This window comes from Stenotrophomonas sp. PFBMAA-4, assembly GCF_030053215.1.
Classification (GTDB): Bacteria; Pseudomonadota; Gammaproteobacteria; order Xanthomonadales; family Xanthomonadaceae; genus Stenotrophomonas.
Genome location: NZ_JASGBW010000003.1, coordinates 1 through 17,167, shown reverse-complemented (window position 1 = coordinate 17,167; position 17,167 = coordinate 1). Strand labels below are relative to the sequence as shown.

Below are 17,167 nucleotides of genomic sequence, written 5' to 3'. Positions count from 1 at the left end.
GAACAACAAATGTTTGAACGTCTTGATGAGATGATCGCAGGGTCATCGCGCGTTAGGGTTTTTCCCGGTCGTGTTGCATCTCCAGATCTCATTGAGGATGCGGAGAGAGAGCTTGGACTGCCTCTGCCGGCTTCCTATAGATCCTGGCTTGCTGAGTATGGGAACCTTTTTATCGGTCCAGACCCGGTGTTCGGCCTTGCAGAGCCGGAAAATCGAGATGTGGCAGATGATGATCTGATCTACAATGCTCGCTTGGTCGGGGAGGATGGATTTTCTCCCTCAGGAATTCTTCCCATTTTTGCTCCGGATTCCGATGAGGCCTTCTACTTCGATACACGCGGTGGCCTGAAGGATGGGGAGTATCCAGTTCTAAGGTTCGACTACAACACCGGCGAATTCGAGCCCTTCTCAGAATCCTTTTTCGGGTTCCTCATGGAGGTTGTCCGTCAGGCCGGATAGCGTGGTTTTCGCACCCTGTCCGCGCCATCGGAACGATCTATCGCTGGCGCAGGGAAATGAGTGGGATTTGCATCGGACATGGGCCTTCTATTTTGATGCGAGCGACGGGTTTAACGACCGCGAGTATCCAGTTGTGAGGCGGGATTGGTCTGATGGCAGGCGCGAGCCATTTGCTGGGGATTCGATATTGTCTGGAGGAAATTGTCCGACAGTTTTGACGTTGCCAGTCGCGTTCATCGCCGTTTGCTGTTCACCCCGAGATCGACAGGCGCCTGCATGCTAAGCTTTCGGCCCACTCGTTTGAAATGCATTGCGACGTCGAACGTAGTGGTTTACTAAACTGACGCGCGCACTGCGCAAGGGTGTGCCGACGATCGCCGCCTGACCATTTGGATGCGCAGGTGTACCTGTTGGGCTGGTGCGGGGGAAAGGCTTACGTGAGATGCAGTCGCCGCGCATCCTCTCCGGATGTAGATTGGAAAAAATACTGGCTTGCCGCAGGTGTTGATGTGAAAGTTCTGTATTCGAACTTCGTGAATTATCTGGTGGGAAACGGCTGGATTTTGGTCAGGAGAAGTGATGGCCATGCGGCATCGCCGGTTCTCGATGATTCGGTGAATCCCGGTATTCCAAGTTCATACTTGGAATTTATGTTGAATTTCATTTCGCTCACGAATGAGGATGAGTCAAGGTGGTTTGTTTCAATAGATGAGTTCGCAGGCGGTTCGGTCGGCGCTTTCTCCTGGAATGAGTTTGAGAAGATGAGTCTAGGCTCCGCAATCAGTGATGCTGATGTCGAAGATATTCGAAAATTCTGGGATGAGCACCTGCCGATATTAATGGCTGTCGGCGGGGACTATCAGTTCGTTGGCTTGGGACGGAATTCTGGTGCGGTCGTGTACGGTATTGAGCCCGAGTTTGAAAGTGTCACTAAGATCGCCGATACATTCGACGATTTTATTTCTGCAGCGATAAAGGGGCAGTGTGACGATCTGTTATTTGGGCGCTAGCGATTGGGTGTGCGCCGGTAACACTCGCTTCTATCGGGGGCTTGGCGGAAAGCGCGCCTACGTTGACCTCAGCGGAGAGACTGTGCCGGCATGCCCCGAAAGAAGCTGTACATCGTCCATGCCGCAGTTTGCGGAGTACATAGCGGAAGTTCTTGAGTAGGTACTGGGGGGGGGGCTAGGCTGGTGTGCTTTGCACGACCAGGGCGTCAAGGGTGCCGGGCCAACGCTTGAATCGCTTGGCATTGGTAGACTCGACCAATACACGCACTGCAGGGCCTGAGTGGGGTAACCAGTGGCTGGTTCGAAATTGATTCAACAGTGTGTATTTATGACAGCTCTTGATGAGGTGAATTTTGCTGAGGCGTTGCTTGCGATTCATCCGTCGACTAGATTCGTAAGCATGGGCGAGCAGTCAGAGACCGGGCAGCCGATATTCAGAAGTCGGATCGATGAATGTAAGGGTGCTCATGTAACTATCGTGGATTCCTCATTGGTTTCCCAAGATGACTTCCATGTGCGTTACGTCAAGCCTCATCCATCGGGCAATGGTTGGATTTATGCCTTGGTTGGTTCAGGCCTCATGAGCCTCCTAAAGGCAAGGACTGCGGACTTCCTGCCGAATTCCCTGATCAACGGAGAGCTAAGGGCTTCAATTCCCGTGGGTGACCAGCGCACCGAGAAGTTCGTAGAGATCGTTTTGAATGCGGCCAAGTTACATGGGGAAAGGGTGGTTGAAGTTGATGCTGAAAGTGGTCAGCGCGGTACCAGGACAGATCGGAGATTCATCGCGTGGCCAGATGCCGCGCGGAAATGTGACGGCGCAAAGGGAGCCTATCTTGCTAACGGACTGCATGCGCTTTTCGTGGCAAAGATTGCCAGGAAGAAGTAGATCTTTGGAGCTGATCCGTGAAGGAGTTACTGGCCTTTGAAATATTCTCGAGGCGACTACTTCTCCACCAAAGGCCTCGAATGCACCACCCATATCCGGAAATGCTCACGCAACCGTAGAACATCCGGCGCCAGCGGCTCCGCCCCCGCCGGCACTCGAATCACCAGCCCACCTGGCGCATGCTCGGCCACCAGCACAGTCCGCCCGCGGTGACGAACCTGGAACCACGCCTTTGGCGTCTCACCCGATTCCAGCGCATACCCTTCATGGGCTTTGGCACTGACGAATGCCTACGCATGGCTCTGCAGAATCTCGAACTCCCTGGTGTGCAGAATCCGCATCGTCTCAATGCGCAGGCACAGGCCGAGCCTCGACCGACGCCAGGGTCAGCAGTATCAGCAACCCCAGCAACGCAGTCGAGCTTGCTCGACTGCACCACTCACTTGTTCGCGAGCTCATACGATCAGCTCGTCAGGTAGCCGGCCGCACGCGTTCCTGGATGAAAACGGTCAGCGCGAGGCAAGCCATCGCCAGACCTTCCATCACACGATCACCGACATACTGATCAGGATCACCATTCTGGCGGGCGCGTTCCGCAGCCAGCAGAATCTCTTGCACCACGCGTTGGCCCGCCAACGCGCAATCGGCATCTGCCAAGGCAATTCTCCGTCCCGGCACCAACTGGCGCTCAGGCCAGGGTCGGCCATCGGACGCACCACCGGCACCAATGCTGTGCAGGATGGCAATGAGACTGTTGGGATCGAGGGCGGGATCGGAAGCGGCCGCTTCACGGATGGACGTGGGGGCAGCGGAGTAGGGCTTGCTCATGGTGTGGCTCCTAACGTGCAGGCAGAAGCCGCCACCGATAAAGGTGGCGGACGATGCGTGGTTCGAAATCCGGAACACGACTAGGCCCGGGCGGGCACGAGGCCCCCACGCACCGCCCGCCATAGCCGGCCGACGGATTGCCAGCCGGCACCACGTGAGGTGGTGCCGGCTGGCAAGCGCTAACTACAGTCGTGTTCCCGGGATTTCGAGCCCCGACCACCTTTTTTCGGTGGCCCGGCAAGGATTACGCCCGGTTACACGACATGCCAAGGGGTTGGGGTCAAATCCGCCAATCCCGGTGACGCATTCGGCATTGTCGCATAACTCGGAATCGAGCCGAAAGCCTTGCCGGACGCGGCCTAGCCCGTCCTGAAAGGCAGACAAAATTCCCCAGCAGCGCATACTGCGAGGCGTGCTGAAAGTAGGGCGAATACGACAGATTGAAGGGTTCTTCCCGTAGGAACGTGTTAGCACGTGCGTGAGTATCTGAAGCAATTCAGGTTGACTGCAATGTGTCGAGTCCTTGGCGTTAGCCGTAATGGACACTGCGCATGGGCGGGCAATCCAGACAGGTCGCGTCGTCGCGAAAATGATCGTATCCGCAGTTTGATCATCCACGCCTGGCTGGCAAGCGGGACGGTCTACGGCTTCCGCAAGATCACCCGTGAACTACGGGAGACTGGCGAGCGCTGCAGTCGCCACCGAGTTCGACGCCTGATGGAGCGGAGGACATGAGGGCGGAGATTGGCTACGGAAGGAAGCCGCGACATCGAGGCGGGCCACCCGGAGTGGTTGAAAAGGTCGCCAACCGTGACCTCTCACCCTCTGGACCCAACTGTGTTGCAAGCGCTTGTATCGGCGGTATCAATGCGGATGCCTGCTGCGGGCTTGAACATTCACTCCGATCAGGGCAGCTAGTTCACCAGCAGCGATTGGCTATCGCTGCTGAAGCAGCTTGGCAGTGTTCCGGGCATGAGCCGGCAAGGAAACTCTCACGACAATGGAGTGGCCGAGAGCTTCTTCAGTGCGCTGAAGAAGCAATGGATCAAGCGACGGATCTGCCCGGCCCGGGACGAAGCTGAGTCTGACGTACTCAAACACATTGAGATGTTCTACAACCCCATCCGCCGGCATACTTCCGCTGGCGACTTGCCCGCTGTAGAGTTCGAACGGCGCTACGCGCGATGCGGCTCGTGAGTGTCTACGGATCTCTTGCCGGTGCACCTTGCGCTAACCGTCGAAAACGTCGAGTGCAACTCACGGCTATGACCGGCTGAGATGGCGGGTGGTCAGGTGCAAACAGACGCAGTAGGCGTCCTTTTCCCTGGATGAAGAAGCGTCAGGTGAAAAATGAATATTGAGATCAGGGGTGATTCTAGATTCGTAACGCCGCTGGAGCAGGCAAGGGCTTCGGTGATTGCGGGGAGATATTTGCCTGATTCATTCTGCAGGTTTGCCAGTTCCTTTGGTTACGGTCGTTTTGGGAAATTATTGATAATTTATTCTGCCATTGGGGATCATCAGGACTCCGTTTTTGATCAAGGGCTGAGGGTGAGGGGTTTCATGGAGGAGGCTGTGGCGGAGGGCTACTTCGAATTTGAGCCAGATGGCAGGAGCAGTCAGGTGTGTGATCTGTTTCCGTTTGCCGCGAGTGAGAATGGCGAGTACTTTGTGTGGGATATGCGTGAATCGAACGATGGGGAGTATCCTATCTACTGCATCAGTGCCCGAATGGGTGGAATGAAATATGCTGCAGCCGATCTCTTTGAACTTTTAGAGCGCTTGTCGGGGGATGCAATTCGTGAGGTAATGGGGCCGGGGTATGGGCCGTTGCCTTTGGTGTTTGAGGGGATGTAAAAGGCGGCGATAGCGCTTGCTTTGGGGGTAATTTCAACGCATGCGGTCCACTATGTAATGCGCTGGGCCGGATTGCCGAGGAAATGCATCCCCAGGCAATCGCTGCATCAAAGCTGCGATGTTGTCGGACGACTGGCTGCGACCCGGAACTGCTGGGGGCGCGCGTTGCTCCAGCAGCCAAAATGCTGGGCATGTAGCCCGCAAGGTCCTGCCGGATGTAGGTCATCTTTCCTATGAGGAACGGGAAGGCTGCGTCCGCGGTATGCCGTGGCAGACTCTCGATCTGCGTAATCCGGTGAAGTGTCGCTATGATTCACCGGAAGCTTTTCCGGCAGTATGAACAACATGTGGCAAGCTGGCCCGATGCCCTTGCCTCAGGAATATTTACGATAGGAGCGCACCCTTGCTCGATGGTCAGTGAAAGAGGGCGGTTGGAGCTACGGCCCAGCCGACCGCACGGACGGTGCCGCAGCGCTATAGTTGCAACGAAGCAGGCTTGGTCGAGATACTGTTCTTTCAATATCGTGACATCGCCGTTGAATCAGTTCATCGAATGTGGGTCAAGCAAGCAGAGATCAGATCGATCATGGACCTTGTCGGAAAGCGCGTGCAGAGGGTGATTTATCCAAGTACATCTGTATTCTCATATGATCCTCGATGGGAAGAGATCCGCCTGGGAGCTGTCCCTGCGCTCTACTATATGTGCACCAGTTCAAGCTTCTTTGTCGATCAGAATCCGGGAGGAGATCGCGCCCTGGTTCCTGTTGCAGATGTGGTGGTCGACCAGCCGGGTGGCGCACTGAGGTTGACGTTCGGCGTCAAGGACAAGCCTGTCGACTATCTCGTATCTGCAATGAGTGTCTTCGACCATCTGATTTTCGGACTTGTGTCTGCGTTTTCGCAGAACTCGGGCCTGACAGCAGGCGCTGCCGATGACAAGATTGATGTGGCCTGCGAGAACGGCCTGATAAGAACGTGCTACATCACCCGCGTGTTCGAAGGGGATGCTCCCAGGTCGCTGCGCATTGTTCGTAAAAACGAAGGCCTTCATGTCGTCATCCCGAGTCCTCGATACCAAGCCCGCGTCACCTCCCTGACAATGAGGGGAAGCGAGCTTCGCATCGATTGTGATGACGGAGTCACCGTGGGAAGGATGCTCTCCCTACCTCAGCCCATCTTGGCGTTCTTCACTGATGTGGTGGACGAATTGCGGGAAGCTGCGGGTAGATGATGACTGCCCATCTGACTGATGATCGAATCGAGAGCTTTCTCCGACGCGTGGTTCATCCATTTATCGGACAGCGTCTTCCTGCCTGTGAGGTCTGGACGTGACTGGAAATTCCTTCCCTCGCATCTACGATGCGGGTTCTCTGGAGGTAAGTGCCAAAGTACTGAGCGACTTTGGTCTTGATCCTTTGTCCAGCGAGCTGATGTTGCGCCTCGGGTTGCCTTCAAAACTGCCCGGCGAAATGCCCCTTGTGCAGTTCGAGACGCCGCAGAGGGCCGAATGCGGCGGGGAGGGGCTTCTCGTCGTCGCGCACGAGCCGTGGGGAGGGAAGCTTCTGCTCTGCCTATCAGCAGACGGGAAGGTGATTGCGGCGGGTGATGGCATGCATCAGTTCGTCAATAGTCGCTTGTCCAGCTTCCTCGGGTTTCTGTCGTTGTATGAGGCATTTCAGGAGCAGGCCAGGTCAGGTAATTCCGGTCCCGTTGTCTACTCCCAGTCAGAGATGCAGGCTAGGCTTGAGGCCTTTAGGCGAGGCGAGTTCCAAGCGCGTCCAGCAGAGCAACGGTTCAATCGTGATGCTGCAATCAGCACGATGGCGGCGGAATGGACCACGCTTGACCCTGCTGCACTCGTGGAAGACGCGTGGTGGTCTGTTGTGCTGGAGCAGCTGGAAGACGGCCAGATCTGATGTTGCGTGACGCAGGGGGGCGTCGCATGGCGCTGCAAGGATGACTGGACGGGAGGCGATTCTGAATCAGGTCAAGGCAGGCGGCGGTCCTGAAAAGGGGCATACGCGCCCACTGCCTCCCCAGCAACCCCATTCCCCCCACCCAGGCGTTGAACCATCCATCCTCCCGCTGGAGCCGTCCAATGCCCCTCGTCCTCCGCCGCGCCCCCTGCGTGCTGGCCCTGTTGCTCGGCACCCTGGCCGGGTCTGCCTACGCTCAGTCTCGCCCCGCCGTCCGGCCGCTTGCTCCAGCCCCCCTGCTGCAGGTTGCGGGTGCCGAGCAGCCCATTGAGCTGCGTCAGGCCAGCATCGAGGGTGAGGTCCGCGCCGGCATCGCCCAGACCCGCATCACCCTGCAGTTCCACAACCCGAACCGGCGCGCGATGGAAGGCGAGCTGCAGTTCCCGTTGGCCGACGGCCAGCAGATCAGCGGCTTTGCATTGGACATCAATGGCGAGCTGCGCGATGCAGTGCCCGTACCCAAGGATCGTGGCCGCCAGGTCTTCGAGGAGATCGCCCGTCGCGGGGTTGACCCGGGTCTGCTTGAGCAGACAGCCGGCAACCAGTTCCGCCTGCGCATCTATCCGTTGCCGGCCGGTGGCAGTCGTCGCGTGCAGCTCGTGCTGCGTGAGCCGCTGGCCTTCTCCAAGCAAGGTTGGCGGTGGACGCTGCCGTTGCAGTTCGCGGCCAGCGCCGCATCGGTTGAGCTGAAGCTGCAGGCGCCGGGCGAAGTCACAGCAGGAACCGCCCCGTTCCGCATCGACGCGGGCCGGTTGCAGTGGCGGGGCAAGGGGGCGCAGTTGCCGGCGCAGCTTCAATGGAACCTGCCCGCAGCACGCCGGGCAGACGTGCAGGTGGCGAAGTGGGAGGAGGGCCACTACCTGCTGGCGCAGCTGCCGGTGCCGGTAAGCCGCGCGCCGCGCACCGTGCCAGGCGAGGTTGGCCTGCTGTGGGACGGTTCGGGATCGTCCGGACAGCGCGACCGCACCCGCGAGTTCGCATTGCTGGATCGGTACTTCGCTGCCATGGGCAATGGCACGGTCGCGCTGACCGTGCTGCGCGACCGCGCCGAGCCGGTGCGTCGCTTCCGTATCCAGGGTGGCAACTGGAGTGCGCTGCGCGCGGCACTGCAGGCGGTTCGCCCGGATGGCGCCAGTGCGCTGGCCGGATGGCAGCCGCAGCCGACCGTAAAGGAATATCTGCTGCTCAGCGACGGCCTGCTGACCTACGGGCCGGAGACGCTGCCGGCTCTGGCTGCGGGCCAGCGCCTGTTCGCAATCAGCAGCGCTGGCGCCCGCACCGACAGCACCCGCCTGCGGGGTTGGAGCGAGGCGCATGGTGGGCGTTTCGTGCCCGTGGGTACGGACGTGGATGCCGCCGCCCGCGAACTGCTGTCCGCACCGCTGGACATCCAGATCGACGCCGGGCGTGGTGTGCAGGATGTGGTGATCGATCGCCGCAGTGAAGCGCAGGGCTGGCTGTGGGTGCATGCGCGCCTCGCCGCCGACGGCGTGCCGATGCGCGTGCGGGTTGCCGGTGGTGAGTGGCAGGCGCTGCCGCCCACCCGCCGCAGTGATGAAGGTGATCTGCTGGCCGGGCTGTGGGCGCAGGCGCGCCTGCAGCAGTTGGCGGTGGACGCGCGCAGCAACCGCGAGGCGATGCACCGTCTGTCCCAGCAGTTCGGGATGGTCGGGCCGGACACGTCGCTGATCGTTCTGGAGACACTGCAGGACTACCTGCGCTATGCGATCCGCCCCGCCGGCGCGCTGCGCGCCGACTATGACCGTGGATATGCCCGCCAGGTCGCCGATCGTGCGGCCGAGGATCGCCGCCGCCTCGACAAGGTTGCCGCGCAGTGGAAGGAGCGCCAGCAGTGGTGGAACCGCAGCTGGCCGAAGCAGGCGCCGCCGTCTGCAGCCAAGGAGATCCTGACCAACGATGCAGCGGCCAGTGCGCCGATGGGGCTGCTTGCCGCGCCAGCACCCGCGGCACCGCCGCCGCCCGCGCCGATGATGGCTGCCGAGTCGCGGATGGAGGCCGCGCGTGCGCGCCGGCAGGCCCCGTCGGCGGAGGCCGCATCACTGGATGCCACGGGTGCGAGTGCATCGGCTGCGGAGGCAGCACCCTCGCCCGCCAACGGCGGTCAGCTCGGCATCCAGCTGGCAGCGTGGCAGCCGGACTCGCCGGTGGCCCGCCGCCTGCGGCAGGGTCCGCCCGCCCAGCTGTACGACCGCTACCTGGCCGAGCGCGCCGCGAATGCCGACAGCAGCGCGTTCTTCCTGGACGTGGCAGACCTGCTGCTGCAGCAGAACCAGCGTGAGCTGGCTCTGCGCGTGCTCTCCAACCTGGCCGAGATGGATCTGGACAACCGCTATCTGCTGCGCGTGCTCGGCTACCGGTTGCTGCAGGCCGACGCGCCGGCACTGGCCGTGCCGGTGTTCGAGCAGGTGCTGGCGATGGGGCAGGAGGAGCCGCAGAGCTTCCGCGATCTGGGCCTGGCGCTGGCGGCGGCCGGCAAGCCGCAGCAGGCGCTGGAACCGCTGTACCAGGTTGTCGTACGCCCGTGGGATGGCCGCTTCGATGGGATCGCCCTGATCGCGCTGGATGAACTGACCAACCTGGTATCGCGCAGCCGGCCGAAGCTGGACACCCGGGGCATCGACCCGCGCCTGCTGCAGGCCATGCCGCTGGACCTGCGGGTGGTGCTGGCCTGGGATGCCGACAACAGTGACATGGACCTGTGGGTGACCGACCCCAACGGCGAGCGCGCCTACTACGGCAACCGCCTGACCTACCAGGGCGGCCAGATGTCCCAGGACTTCACCGGCGGCTATGGTCCCGAGCAGTTCTCGCTGCGCGATGCCAAGCCGGGCAAGTACAAGGTGGAGGCCAACTACTTCGGCAGCCGCCAGCAGCTGGTGACCGGCGCCACCACCCTGATGCTGCGCCTGACCACCCACTGGGGTACGCCGCAGCAGAAAGACCAGGCAGTCACCCTGCGGCTGAAGGACCGTGCCGAGACCGTGCTGGTGGGCGAGTTCGAGGTGCGGTAGCGCCACGCCACGCGTGGCTGTCGCACGGGGTAGGAACGGTCGATCCGCGCAGGGCGTGGATCTACCGGGTGCCGTCCGGCATCGCGGGTGCGTGCGGAACCGGCGCGGGATAGCGGCGGAGGACCTGGACCTGCTCGACCGGGCACTCCGGGTATATCCAATGCGCCCATTGCGCGACGAGCCATTCGGTACGCACGCCGCGCAGGTGCGGATGCGCGGATTCCGGCGGGAGCAGGACCAGGATGAGTCCGGCTTTCTGTCCCGTGCTGACCATCAGCCCATGGGGTCGTGCCTCATCAGGGTTGTCGAACAGCATGAGGTCGACCAACGCTTCATAAGGCCATGCCGCTGGAAAGCGGAAGACGGTTCCATGGCTCAGTACATCGTCGGTGAGCTGGATCAGGGGGCGAGGGGACGCGGTCATCGTGATGCTCCGGGCTGCGTCTGCCGCGGAATCCACCGTGCCAGCGCAACGCCGCCACCGAGGATCAGCAGTGTGCCGACGGTATGCCACAGCAACTCGGTGATCGGTGCATCCGGCAACGGAATCCTCTGCGCGAGCCACTCGATGATGGGCCGCGCCAGCAGGTAGACCAGCACAACGCCCAGCACGCGCAGCACCCGTTGCACGATGCCGCGCGGATCGGCTGGCCAGCCGCGCCACTGCAGCCACGCCACCAGCAGGCCAAGCGCCAGCAGGCGCGCGGCTTCGTCCAGCGGCACGAGCGGTGTCCACAGCGAGGCCCAGGCCAGGGTTGCGCCGAGGCCCAGCAGTACCGGCAGCTGCCAGCGCCGATTCCCGTGCAACCCTGGCATCAACTGCCAGGCCAGCATGGCCACGCCGAGGCCGATCAACCAGCCTGCCAGTACGTCGGCCAGGAAGTGCCGGCCCAGGTACATGCGCGAGAGTGCCATCAGCAGTGGCCAGCCCAGCGCCAGTGTCCATCGCAGCCAGCGACGGCGGATGCCGAAGGCCAGCAGCAGCCCCGCGCAGGCGGCCGTCGCCACGCCGACATGGCCGCTGTTGAAGCCGTAGTCGGCGTCGGGCTGTGCCCGCAGCATTGCGGTGGCCTGCGCGTCCGGCAGTGCCCAGAAGGTGTGGCCTCCGCCATCCACCACGAATGGATGCGATGGCTCGCCCTTGTCGAGTACTGCTGCATCCACATCGGTAGGGCGGGGAAGGGCGGCGCTCTGCTTGATCGCATGCGTGGCGCAGGCCATCAGCAGTACCGCCAGCATCACGCACAGGCCGGCGCGCAGGCGTGCCCCGAAGGCGCACACCAGGATCAGCGCGGTATAGGCCATCTCGTAGCCCAGCAGGCTGATGAACTGCATCAGCGACAGCACCCAGCCGCTGTCGAAGGTGTGCTGCAACCACAGGTGCCATTGCGTCTGGAACATCCGTTGTCCTCATCGTCCGTGGGTAGTCAGGCCAGGTAGAGCCGAGCCGATGCTCGGCTCACGGCCAGAGCAGCCGAGTGTGGACTCGGCACCACAGCGGCGCAACGCGGGGTACCGGCAGCGCTGGCGATTTATGTAGAGCCGAGCCGATGCTCGGCTCATGGCCAGAGCAGCCGAGTGTGGACTCGGCACTACAGCGGTGCAACACGGGGTACGGGCAGCGCTGGCGATTTATGTAGAGCCGAGCCGATGCTCGGCTCACGGCCAGAGCAGCCGAGTGTGGACTCGGCACTACACCGGCGCAACGCGTGCCGTGGGCAGCGCTGACGATCCGGCACGCAGGCCGAACAGGGGGCGCAGCCAGCGTACGCGGCGGATCAGCAGCTCGTGGATGAGCAGGCAACCGCTGACGGTGCCGGCCACAAGCAGCGCAGGCTCCAGCCACGGACCCAGCTGCAGCGGCCGCAACGCATACAGGAGCACGATCAGCACGGTCTGGTGCAGGATGTACCAGCTGAAAACAGCCTCCCGGCAGTAGTCCAGGCCGGGCCAGGGGCGGGACAGCAGCACCCGCGCCCAGCCGAACAGGGCCAGCAGCATGCACCACGTATAAAGGGCGCGGCCGATGCGCTCGGTCTGGGCCCACGGCAGTGCCAGCACCCAGGCGTCGAGGTCGCCCACATGCGGCAGCCGGGCCAGTGCACGGATGCCCAGTTCCAGGCACAGCCCCAGCAAGGCCAGGCCGAGGGTCAGGCGGCGCCCGCGCACCAGCAGATGCCAACCGCGTTGCCAGCGTGCCGCGAGGAAGCCGCCGAGGAACAGGGGCAGCGATTCGGCGTGCACGTAGACGTCGTTCAATAGAGCGTGGGTGGGCGGCCAGCGTGGCATCAGTACCAGCAGTGCCCAGCCCAGCCAGGCGACCGGCAGCACCAGCAGCAGGCTGCCCAGCAGGCGGTCACTCGGCTGCAAGCGTGGCAGTGCCCTGCGCAGCGGTCGCAGCAGGCTGGCCAGCGCCACGGCCAGGACGGTGTAGGGCAGCAGGTAGGCCAGGTACCAGAGGTGGTTCCAGGTGAAGCCGTATTCGGCGCCACTGAAGTGCCCGCCCGGCCAAGGGCGGAATTGCCAGTAGCGCCAGAGGAACCGGAACAGGCCCGGCGCCACGTCGCCCTTGTCCAGCGCTTCGCAGTACACCTGCAGGGAGACGACGGCGACGATGCCGAACAGCAGGGGCAACTGCAGGCGCCAACAGCGACGCAGGGTGTGCCGCAGCCGCCCCCGGTCGGGCAGGGAGAGGCCCAGTGCGATGCCGCTGATGGCGAAGAGCAGGGGCATGCGCCATCGGTTCATCGCGATCATCGGCCATTGCAGCCACTCGGCGGTGTAGGCGCTCTTGAGATGGAAATCCCAGCCGGCCACGTAGGCCATGGCGACGTGGTAGAGGATCAGCAGCCCGAAGGCGGCGACGCGCAGGGTGTCCAGGTCATGGCGACGGTGCATGGGGGCGGCCTTCAGGAGGAAGCTGCACCCTCCGCCTGCCAGCGCCGGGCTGCCAGCGGATGGGGCGCAGTGGCGGGTGCGCAGGGGCCAGTGGTGGGGATGCTGGGACCAATGGCGGATGCGCGCGCGGCCGGATGGGCAACAATGGCGGCATGGAAAATGGAGATCCGGCGGCCTCGACCGCCCCTGTTGCAGCGCGGTCGCAGTGGTCGCGGCGGCCTCGGCTTGCCGCCGCGTTCTGGTCACTGCTGTTCCTGGGCACCGCGGCGGGCAACGTTCTGGCGCAGTGGATGCGGGCGTTGCGTGACGGCCAGCCCTTTCCGGTGGCGGCGACCTCGATCGAGGAGTTCAGCAGTGCGCTGGCCAGCCTGGGCCTGCTGGCGTTGCTGCATGCGGCCGCGCGCCGCTGGCCGCTGCATGCCGACACCTGGCGGCGCCGGATCGGTTTCTACGTGATGGGTGGCATCGCCTGGTGGCTGCTGCACGTCAGTGCCATGGTGCTGCTGCGCAAGGTGGCCTTCGCCTTGGCCGGCCAGCACTACACCTACGGCGCCTGGCCGGCGCAGTGGTTCTACGAGTTCTTCAAGGACGTGCAGACCTACAGCCTGCTGGTGATTGCGGTGCACGCGGTGGCCTGGTTCGGCCGCCAGCGGCAGGGCGAGGCCCACCTGCTGGCCCCGCCCGATGAAGGCCCGCCGGTGGAGCCGGTCGAGCGTCCGCAGCATTTCCTGGTGCGCAAGCTGGGCAAGGAGTTCCTGGTGGCCACCGGCGATGTGGAATACGCCCAGGCGGCCGGGAACTACGTGAACCTGCGGGTGCGCGGTCACGACTACCCGTTGCGGACCACCATGGCGGCGCTGGAGCAGCGCCTGGACCCGGCGGAGTTCCTGCGCCCGCACCGCAGCTGGTTGATCCACCGCGCCCAGCTGCGCTCGATCGAGCCGCTGGACGGCGGGGAAGCCCTGCTGCACATGGCTGATGGCGTCAAAGTGCCATGCAGCAGGCGACAGTTGCCGTTGCTGCGGCAGGCCTTGGCAGGCGTGTGAACGGGCGGACCCGGAAGTCCGCCCGCCCGTGGCTTACTTCTTGTCCTTCTTGATCATCGCGTCGATGCGCCCGGCGCGGGCTTCCGAACCCGGGTGCGAGGACATCAGGCCGCCGTCGCTGGACAGCTTGCGGAACATGCTGGCCAGGGCTGCCGGATCGTAGTTGTGGCGCTTCATGAACTGGTAGCCGTACTCGTCGGCCGCGCTCTCTTCCTTCTGCGAGAACTGGGCGTTGACGAAGCCTTCGGCCAGTTCACCGAGCTGGCCCTGGCTGAGCTGGGTCAGGTTGCCGTTGCCGGAGGCCGCCAGGCCTTCACGGCCGGCCGAGGCGAGCAGGGCGGTGCGCATCTTGGTCTTGCTATGACCGAGCTTCACATGGCCAATTTCGTGGCCGATCACGCCACGCACTTCGTCGTCGCTGGCCATGTCCATCAGGCCGGTGTAGACGCGCACGCAGCCGTTGGCCATCGCCCAGGCGTTGACGTCGGCGGTGCGGTAGACCTTGAAGTTGAGGTTCAGCCCGTCTTCGTTGGCCAGGCCCTGGGTGATCTTGGCCAGGCGCTGGGCATACGGATCGTTGCCGGACACCACCTGGTTTTCCTTGTCCATGTAGGTGCAGGCCTGGTCGGCGGCCGCCGAGACTTCCGCGTCGGACAGGGTCAGGGCCTTGCCGGCCTTCAGGCCGGTGCTGGACAGGCCCTTCAGGTCGATGGCCGAGGCATTGGCGGCCAGCAGGCAGGCGGCCAGGCACAGGGTGGAACGGATGATCGTCATTGAAATGGTGCTCCTTGGTTGGGATGGCCCGCGTGGCCCCTGTTCCCGCGGTGGTGGGGAAGTCTACCGGGATCGTGTGGCGGGATGTCCAGTGCTGGCCCCAGCCCCCGGCCTGCCTCGCCGGAGGCCCGGCGCCTGCGGTATCATTGGCAGTCATCTATTTAGTGCATAACCGCCGACATGATCGAATTGAATCCTGTCCGCCAGCGCATCACCGATCTGACCGATCGTGTGGTGTCGCTCAGGGGGTATCTTTGACTACGACGCCAAGAAAGAGCGTCTTGAAGAAGTAACGCGGGAGCTGGAAAGCCCCGACGTCTGGAACAACGCCGAGTACGCGCAGAACCTGGGCCGCGAGCGCTCCAGCCTGGAAAAGACCGTGGGCGGCATCGCCTCGGTGCTGGACGGCCTGACCGACGCGACCGAACTGCTGGAACTGGCTGAATCCGAACAGGACGAAGATACCGCCCTGGCCGTGGTTGCCGATCTGGACAAGCACCAGGCCCACGTGGAGAAGCTGGAGTTCCAGCGCATGTTCTCCGGCGAAATGGACAATGCGGCGGCCTTCGTCGACATCCAGGCCGGTGCCGGTGGCACCGAAGCCCAGGATTGGGCGGAAATCCTGCTGCGCATGTACCTGCGCTGGTGCGAGTCGCGCGGCTGGAAGACCGAGCTGATGGAAGTGTCGGGTGGCGACGTCGCCGGCATCAAGTCGGCCACGCTGCGCGTGGAAGGTGATTACGCCTATGGCTGGCTGAAGACCGAGACCGGCGTGCACCGCCTGGTGCGCAAGTCGCCGTTCGATTCGGACAATCGCCGCCACACCAGCTTCACCTCGGTGTTCGTGTCGCCGGAAATCGATGACAACATCGATATCACCATCAACCCGGCCGACCTGCGTACCGACGTGTACCGCTCGTCCGGTGCCGGTGGCCAGCACGTGAACAAGACCGAGTCGGCGGTGCGTATCACCCACATCCCGACCAACATCGTCGTGGCCTGCCAGACCGGCCGCAGCCAGCACCAGAACCGCGACAACGCGATGAAGATGCTGGCCGCCAAGCTGTACGAGCTGGAGATCCAGAAGCGCAACGCCGAAAAGGACGCCGTGGAAGCGACCAAGTCCGACATCGGCTGGGGCAGCCAGATCCGCAACTACGTGCTCGACCAGAGTCGTATCAAGGACCTGCGCACCGGCATCGAGCGTTCGGATACGCAGAAGGTGCTTGACGGCGATCTGGACGAGTTCGTCGAGGCCAGCCTGAAGGCCGGCCTGGCGGTGGGTTCCAAGCGCATCGATGCCTGATCCACGCGCCTGCGTGGAGGTCACCGCCTTCCGCAACGGAGGGCGGCTGAATCGGCTTTCTGTAGAGCCAAGCCATGCTTGGCTGCTTTTCGCGGGCTAGCAGATAACCAGTGCGGCGGTAGCGATGATGCGCAGCGAGAGTGAACGCAAGGAACTTGGCGGCTTCCTGAAAGCCTGCCGTGCCCGTGTCGATCCCGCCACGCTCGGCCTGCCGGCCGGGCGCCGGCGCACCCCCGGGCTGAAGCGCGAGGAAGTGGCGCTGGCCATCGGGGTCAGCGTCAGCTGGTACACCTGGATCGAGCAGGGGCGCGAAGTGCGCGCCTCGCCGGAGGTGCTGGAGCGCCTGGCCAAGGTGCTGCGCCTGAGTGATGACGAACGCGCCTATGCCTTTGCGCTGTCCGGTTACGGTGTCCCGCTGGAGTCGCCGGACGAGAGCGTGACCGACGGCCTGCGCCAGCTGGTGGAGGCGATGCAGCCGCTTCCGGCCTATGTACGCAACACGCGGTTCGACATCCTGGCCTGGAACGCGGCCATCGCCGATCTGTTCGTGGATTACAGCCAGTTCCCGCCGAACCAGCGCAACACGCTGTGGCTGATGTTCCTGTATGCCCCCTACCGCGAGCGCATCCTCAACTGGGAAGAGATGAGCCGCGGCCTGCTGGCCGGGTTCCGCGCGGCCATGGCGCAGGCGCCGGACAAGGCGCCGTTCCTGGCGCTGGCCGAGGACATCTCGGCGCAGAGCGAGACGTTCCGCCTGTGGTGGCCGGAGCACGACGTCCGTCGTTTCGACGAGGGCGCGAAGAAGCTGATGCATCCCACACGCGGCCTGCTGGATCTGCAGTACGTGGCGCTGGTGCCGGAGAGCCGGCATGACCTTTCGCTGGTGACCTACCTGCCGCGGAAGTAGGTGGGTGTTCGGCAGGGCTTGCAGCCCTGCACCTGCAGAAGCCGAAGCCGAAGCAAGATCAAGAGCGGCATTCCGTGGGATGGCGGGGCGGTGTGGGCTTGCAGGACACGCCGTAAACCCGTCCATGGGGGCTCGTAGGCGCCATCCATGGCGCCTGCGGTCCTGCAAGCCCACACCGCCCCACC

15 protein-coding genes and 1 pseudogene are annotated in these 17,167 nt (G+C 63.2%); 11 read left to right on the top strand and 5 right to left on the bottom strand.

All coding sequences use genetic code 11. The annotated features are described in order from the left end of the window. Positions 1 to 9 precede the first annotated feature (9 nt). The 3 genes from QMZ26_RS02710 (at position 10) to QMZ26_RS02700 (ending at position 2,358) form a co-directional block, all read left to right on the top strand. Positions 10 to 459 carry an SMI1/KNR4 family protein gene (locus QMZ26_RS02710; RefSeq protein WP_283220501.1) on the top strand — a complete coding sequence of 150 codons (450 nt, stop codon included), beginning with the start codon at positions 10 to 12 and terminating at the stop codon, positions 457 to 459. Positions 460 to 860: 401 nt separating this feature from the next. Next, a complete protein-coding gene (locus QMZ26_RS02705) occupies positions 861 to 1,469 on the top strand; it encodes an SMI1/KNR4 family protein (protein WP_283220500.1) in 609 nt (202 codons plus the stop codon). A 328-nt stretch (positions 1,470 to 1,797) separates the two neighbouring features. Continuing rightward, entirely contained in the window at positions 1,798 to 2,358 is a 561-nt protein-coding gene (locus QMZ26_RS02700) for a hypothetical protein (protein ID WP_283220499.1), read from the top strand. Between the two features lie 471 nt (positions 2,359 to 2,829). Here the strand turns inward: QMZ26_RS02700 and QMZ26_RS02695 are convergent, their stop codons facing one another. Beyond that, the gene (locus QMZ26_RS02695; protein WP_283220498.1) at positions 2,830 to 3,186 is read right to left on the bottom strand and encodes a hypothetical protein; all 357 of its coding nucleotides are present in this window, start codon (positions 3,184 to 3,186) and stop codon (positions 2,830 to 2,832) included. 474 nt (positions 3,187 to 3,660) lie between these two features. Here QMZ26_RS02695 and QMZ26_RS02690 point away from each other — a divergent pair. From QMZ26_RS02690 to QMZ26_RS02670, 5 genes and pseudogenes are all read left to right on the top strand, one after another. Then, positions 3,661 to 4,383 (top strand): annotated as a pseudogene (locus QMZ26_RS02690) (IS3 family transposase); the annotation flags it as partial. A 153-nt stretch (positions 4,384 to 4,536) separates the two neighbouring features. After that, entirely contained in the window at positions 4,537 to 5,043 is a 507-nt protein-coding gene (locus tag QMZ26_RS02685) for an SMI1/KNR4 family protein (protein ID WP_283220497.1), read from the top strand. A 496-nt stretch (positions 5,044 to 5,539) separates the two neighbouring features. Continuing rightward, positions 5,540 to 6,274 carry a hypothetical protein gene (locus tag QMZ26_RS02680; protein ID WP_283220496.1) on the top strand — a complete coding sequence of 245 codons (735 nt, stop codon included), beginning with the start codon at positions 5,540 to 5,542 and terminating at the stop codon, positions 6,272 to 6,274. Positions 6,275 to 6,371: 97 nt separating this feature from the next. Further along, positions 6,372 to 6,959, top strand: a complete 588-nt coding sequence (locus tag QMZ26_RS02675; protein WP_283220495.1) for an SUKH-4 family immunity protein — start codon at positions 6,372 to 6,374, stop codon at positions 6,957 to 6,959. A gap of 182 nt (positions 6,960 to 7,141) precedes the next feature. Further along, complete coding sequence (locus QMZ26_RS02670; protein WP_283220494.1) at positions 7,142 to 10,051, top strand: VIT domain-containing protein; 2,910 nt, start codon at positions 7,142 to 7,144, stop codon at positions 10,049 to 10,051. Positions 10,052 to 10,112: 61 nt separating this feature from the next. Here QMZ26_RS02670 and imm45 read toward each other — a convergent pair whose 3' ends face one another. The 3 genes from imm45 to QMZ26_RS02655 all read right to left on the bottom strand — a co-directional run bounded on the left by imm45 (position 10,113) and on the right by QMZ26_RS02655 (position 12,949). Further along, entirely contained in the window at positions 10,113 to 10,475 is a 363-nt protein-coding gene (gene imm45, locus QMZ26_RS02665; RefSeq protein ID WP_283220493.1) for an Imm45 family immunity protein, read from the bottom strand. After that, a complete protein-coding gene (locus QMZ26_RS02660) occupies positions 10,472 to 11,452 on the bottom strand; it encodes a phosphatase PAP2 family protein (protein ID WP_283220492.1) in 981 nt (326 codons plus the stop codon). The genes imm45 and QMZ26_RS02660 overlap by 4 nt, the downstream gene beginning before the upstream one ends. Positions 11,453 to 11,743: 291 nt before the next feature. Next, positions 11,744 to 12,949 carry an acyltransferase family protein gene (locus QMZ26_RS02655; protein ID WP_283220491.1) on the bottom strand — a complete coding sequence of 402 codons (1,206 nt, stop codon included), beginning with the start codon at positions 12,947 to 12,949 and terminating at the stop codon, positions 11,744 to 11,746. Positions 12,950 to 13,083: 134 nt separating this feature from the next. Here QMZ26_RS02655 and QMZ26_RS02650 point away from each other — a divergent pair, with 134 nt between their 5' ends. Next, positions 13,084 to 13,995, top strand: a complete 912-nt coding sequence (locus QMZ26_RS02650; protein ID WP_283220490.1) for a LytTR family DNA-binding domain-containing protein — start codon at positions 13,084 to 13,086, stop codon at positions 13,993 to 13,995. A 33-nt stretch (positions 13,996 to 14,028) separates the two neighbouring features. Here QMZ26_RS02650 and QMZ26_RS02645 read toward each other — a convergent pair whose 3' ends face one another. Next, on the bottom strand, positions 14,029 to 14,769 hold the full coding sequence (locus tag QMZ26_RS02645) for a M48 family metallopeptidase (protein WP_079221758.1): 741 nt from the start codon (positions 14,767 to 14,769) through the stop codon (positions 14,029 to 14,031). A 180-nt stretch (positions 14,770 to 14,949) separates the two neighbouring features. Here QMZ26_RS02645 and prfB point away from each other — a divergent pair. Further along, a protein-coding gene (gene prfB, locus QMZ26_RS02640) for a peptide chain release factor 2 (RefSeq protein ID WP_108746618.1) occupies positions 14,950 to 16,075 on the top strand; the annotation gives its coding sequence in 2 pieces (ribosomal slippage) (positions 14,950 to 15,024 and positions 15,026 to 16,075; 1,125 coding nt in all). A gap of 124 nt (positions 16,076 to 16,199) precedes the next feature. Further along, positions 16,200 to 16,982: a helix-turn-helix transcriptional regulator gene (locus QMZ26_RS02635; RefSeq protein WP_079221759.1), complete on the top strand. Its 783-nt coding sequence runs from the start codon at positions 16,200 to 16,202 to the stop codon at positions 16,980 to 16,982. Positions 16,983 to 17,167: the final 185 nt, after the last annotated feature.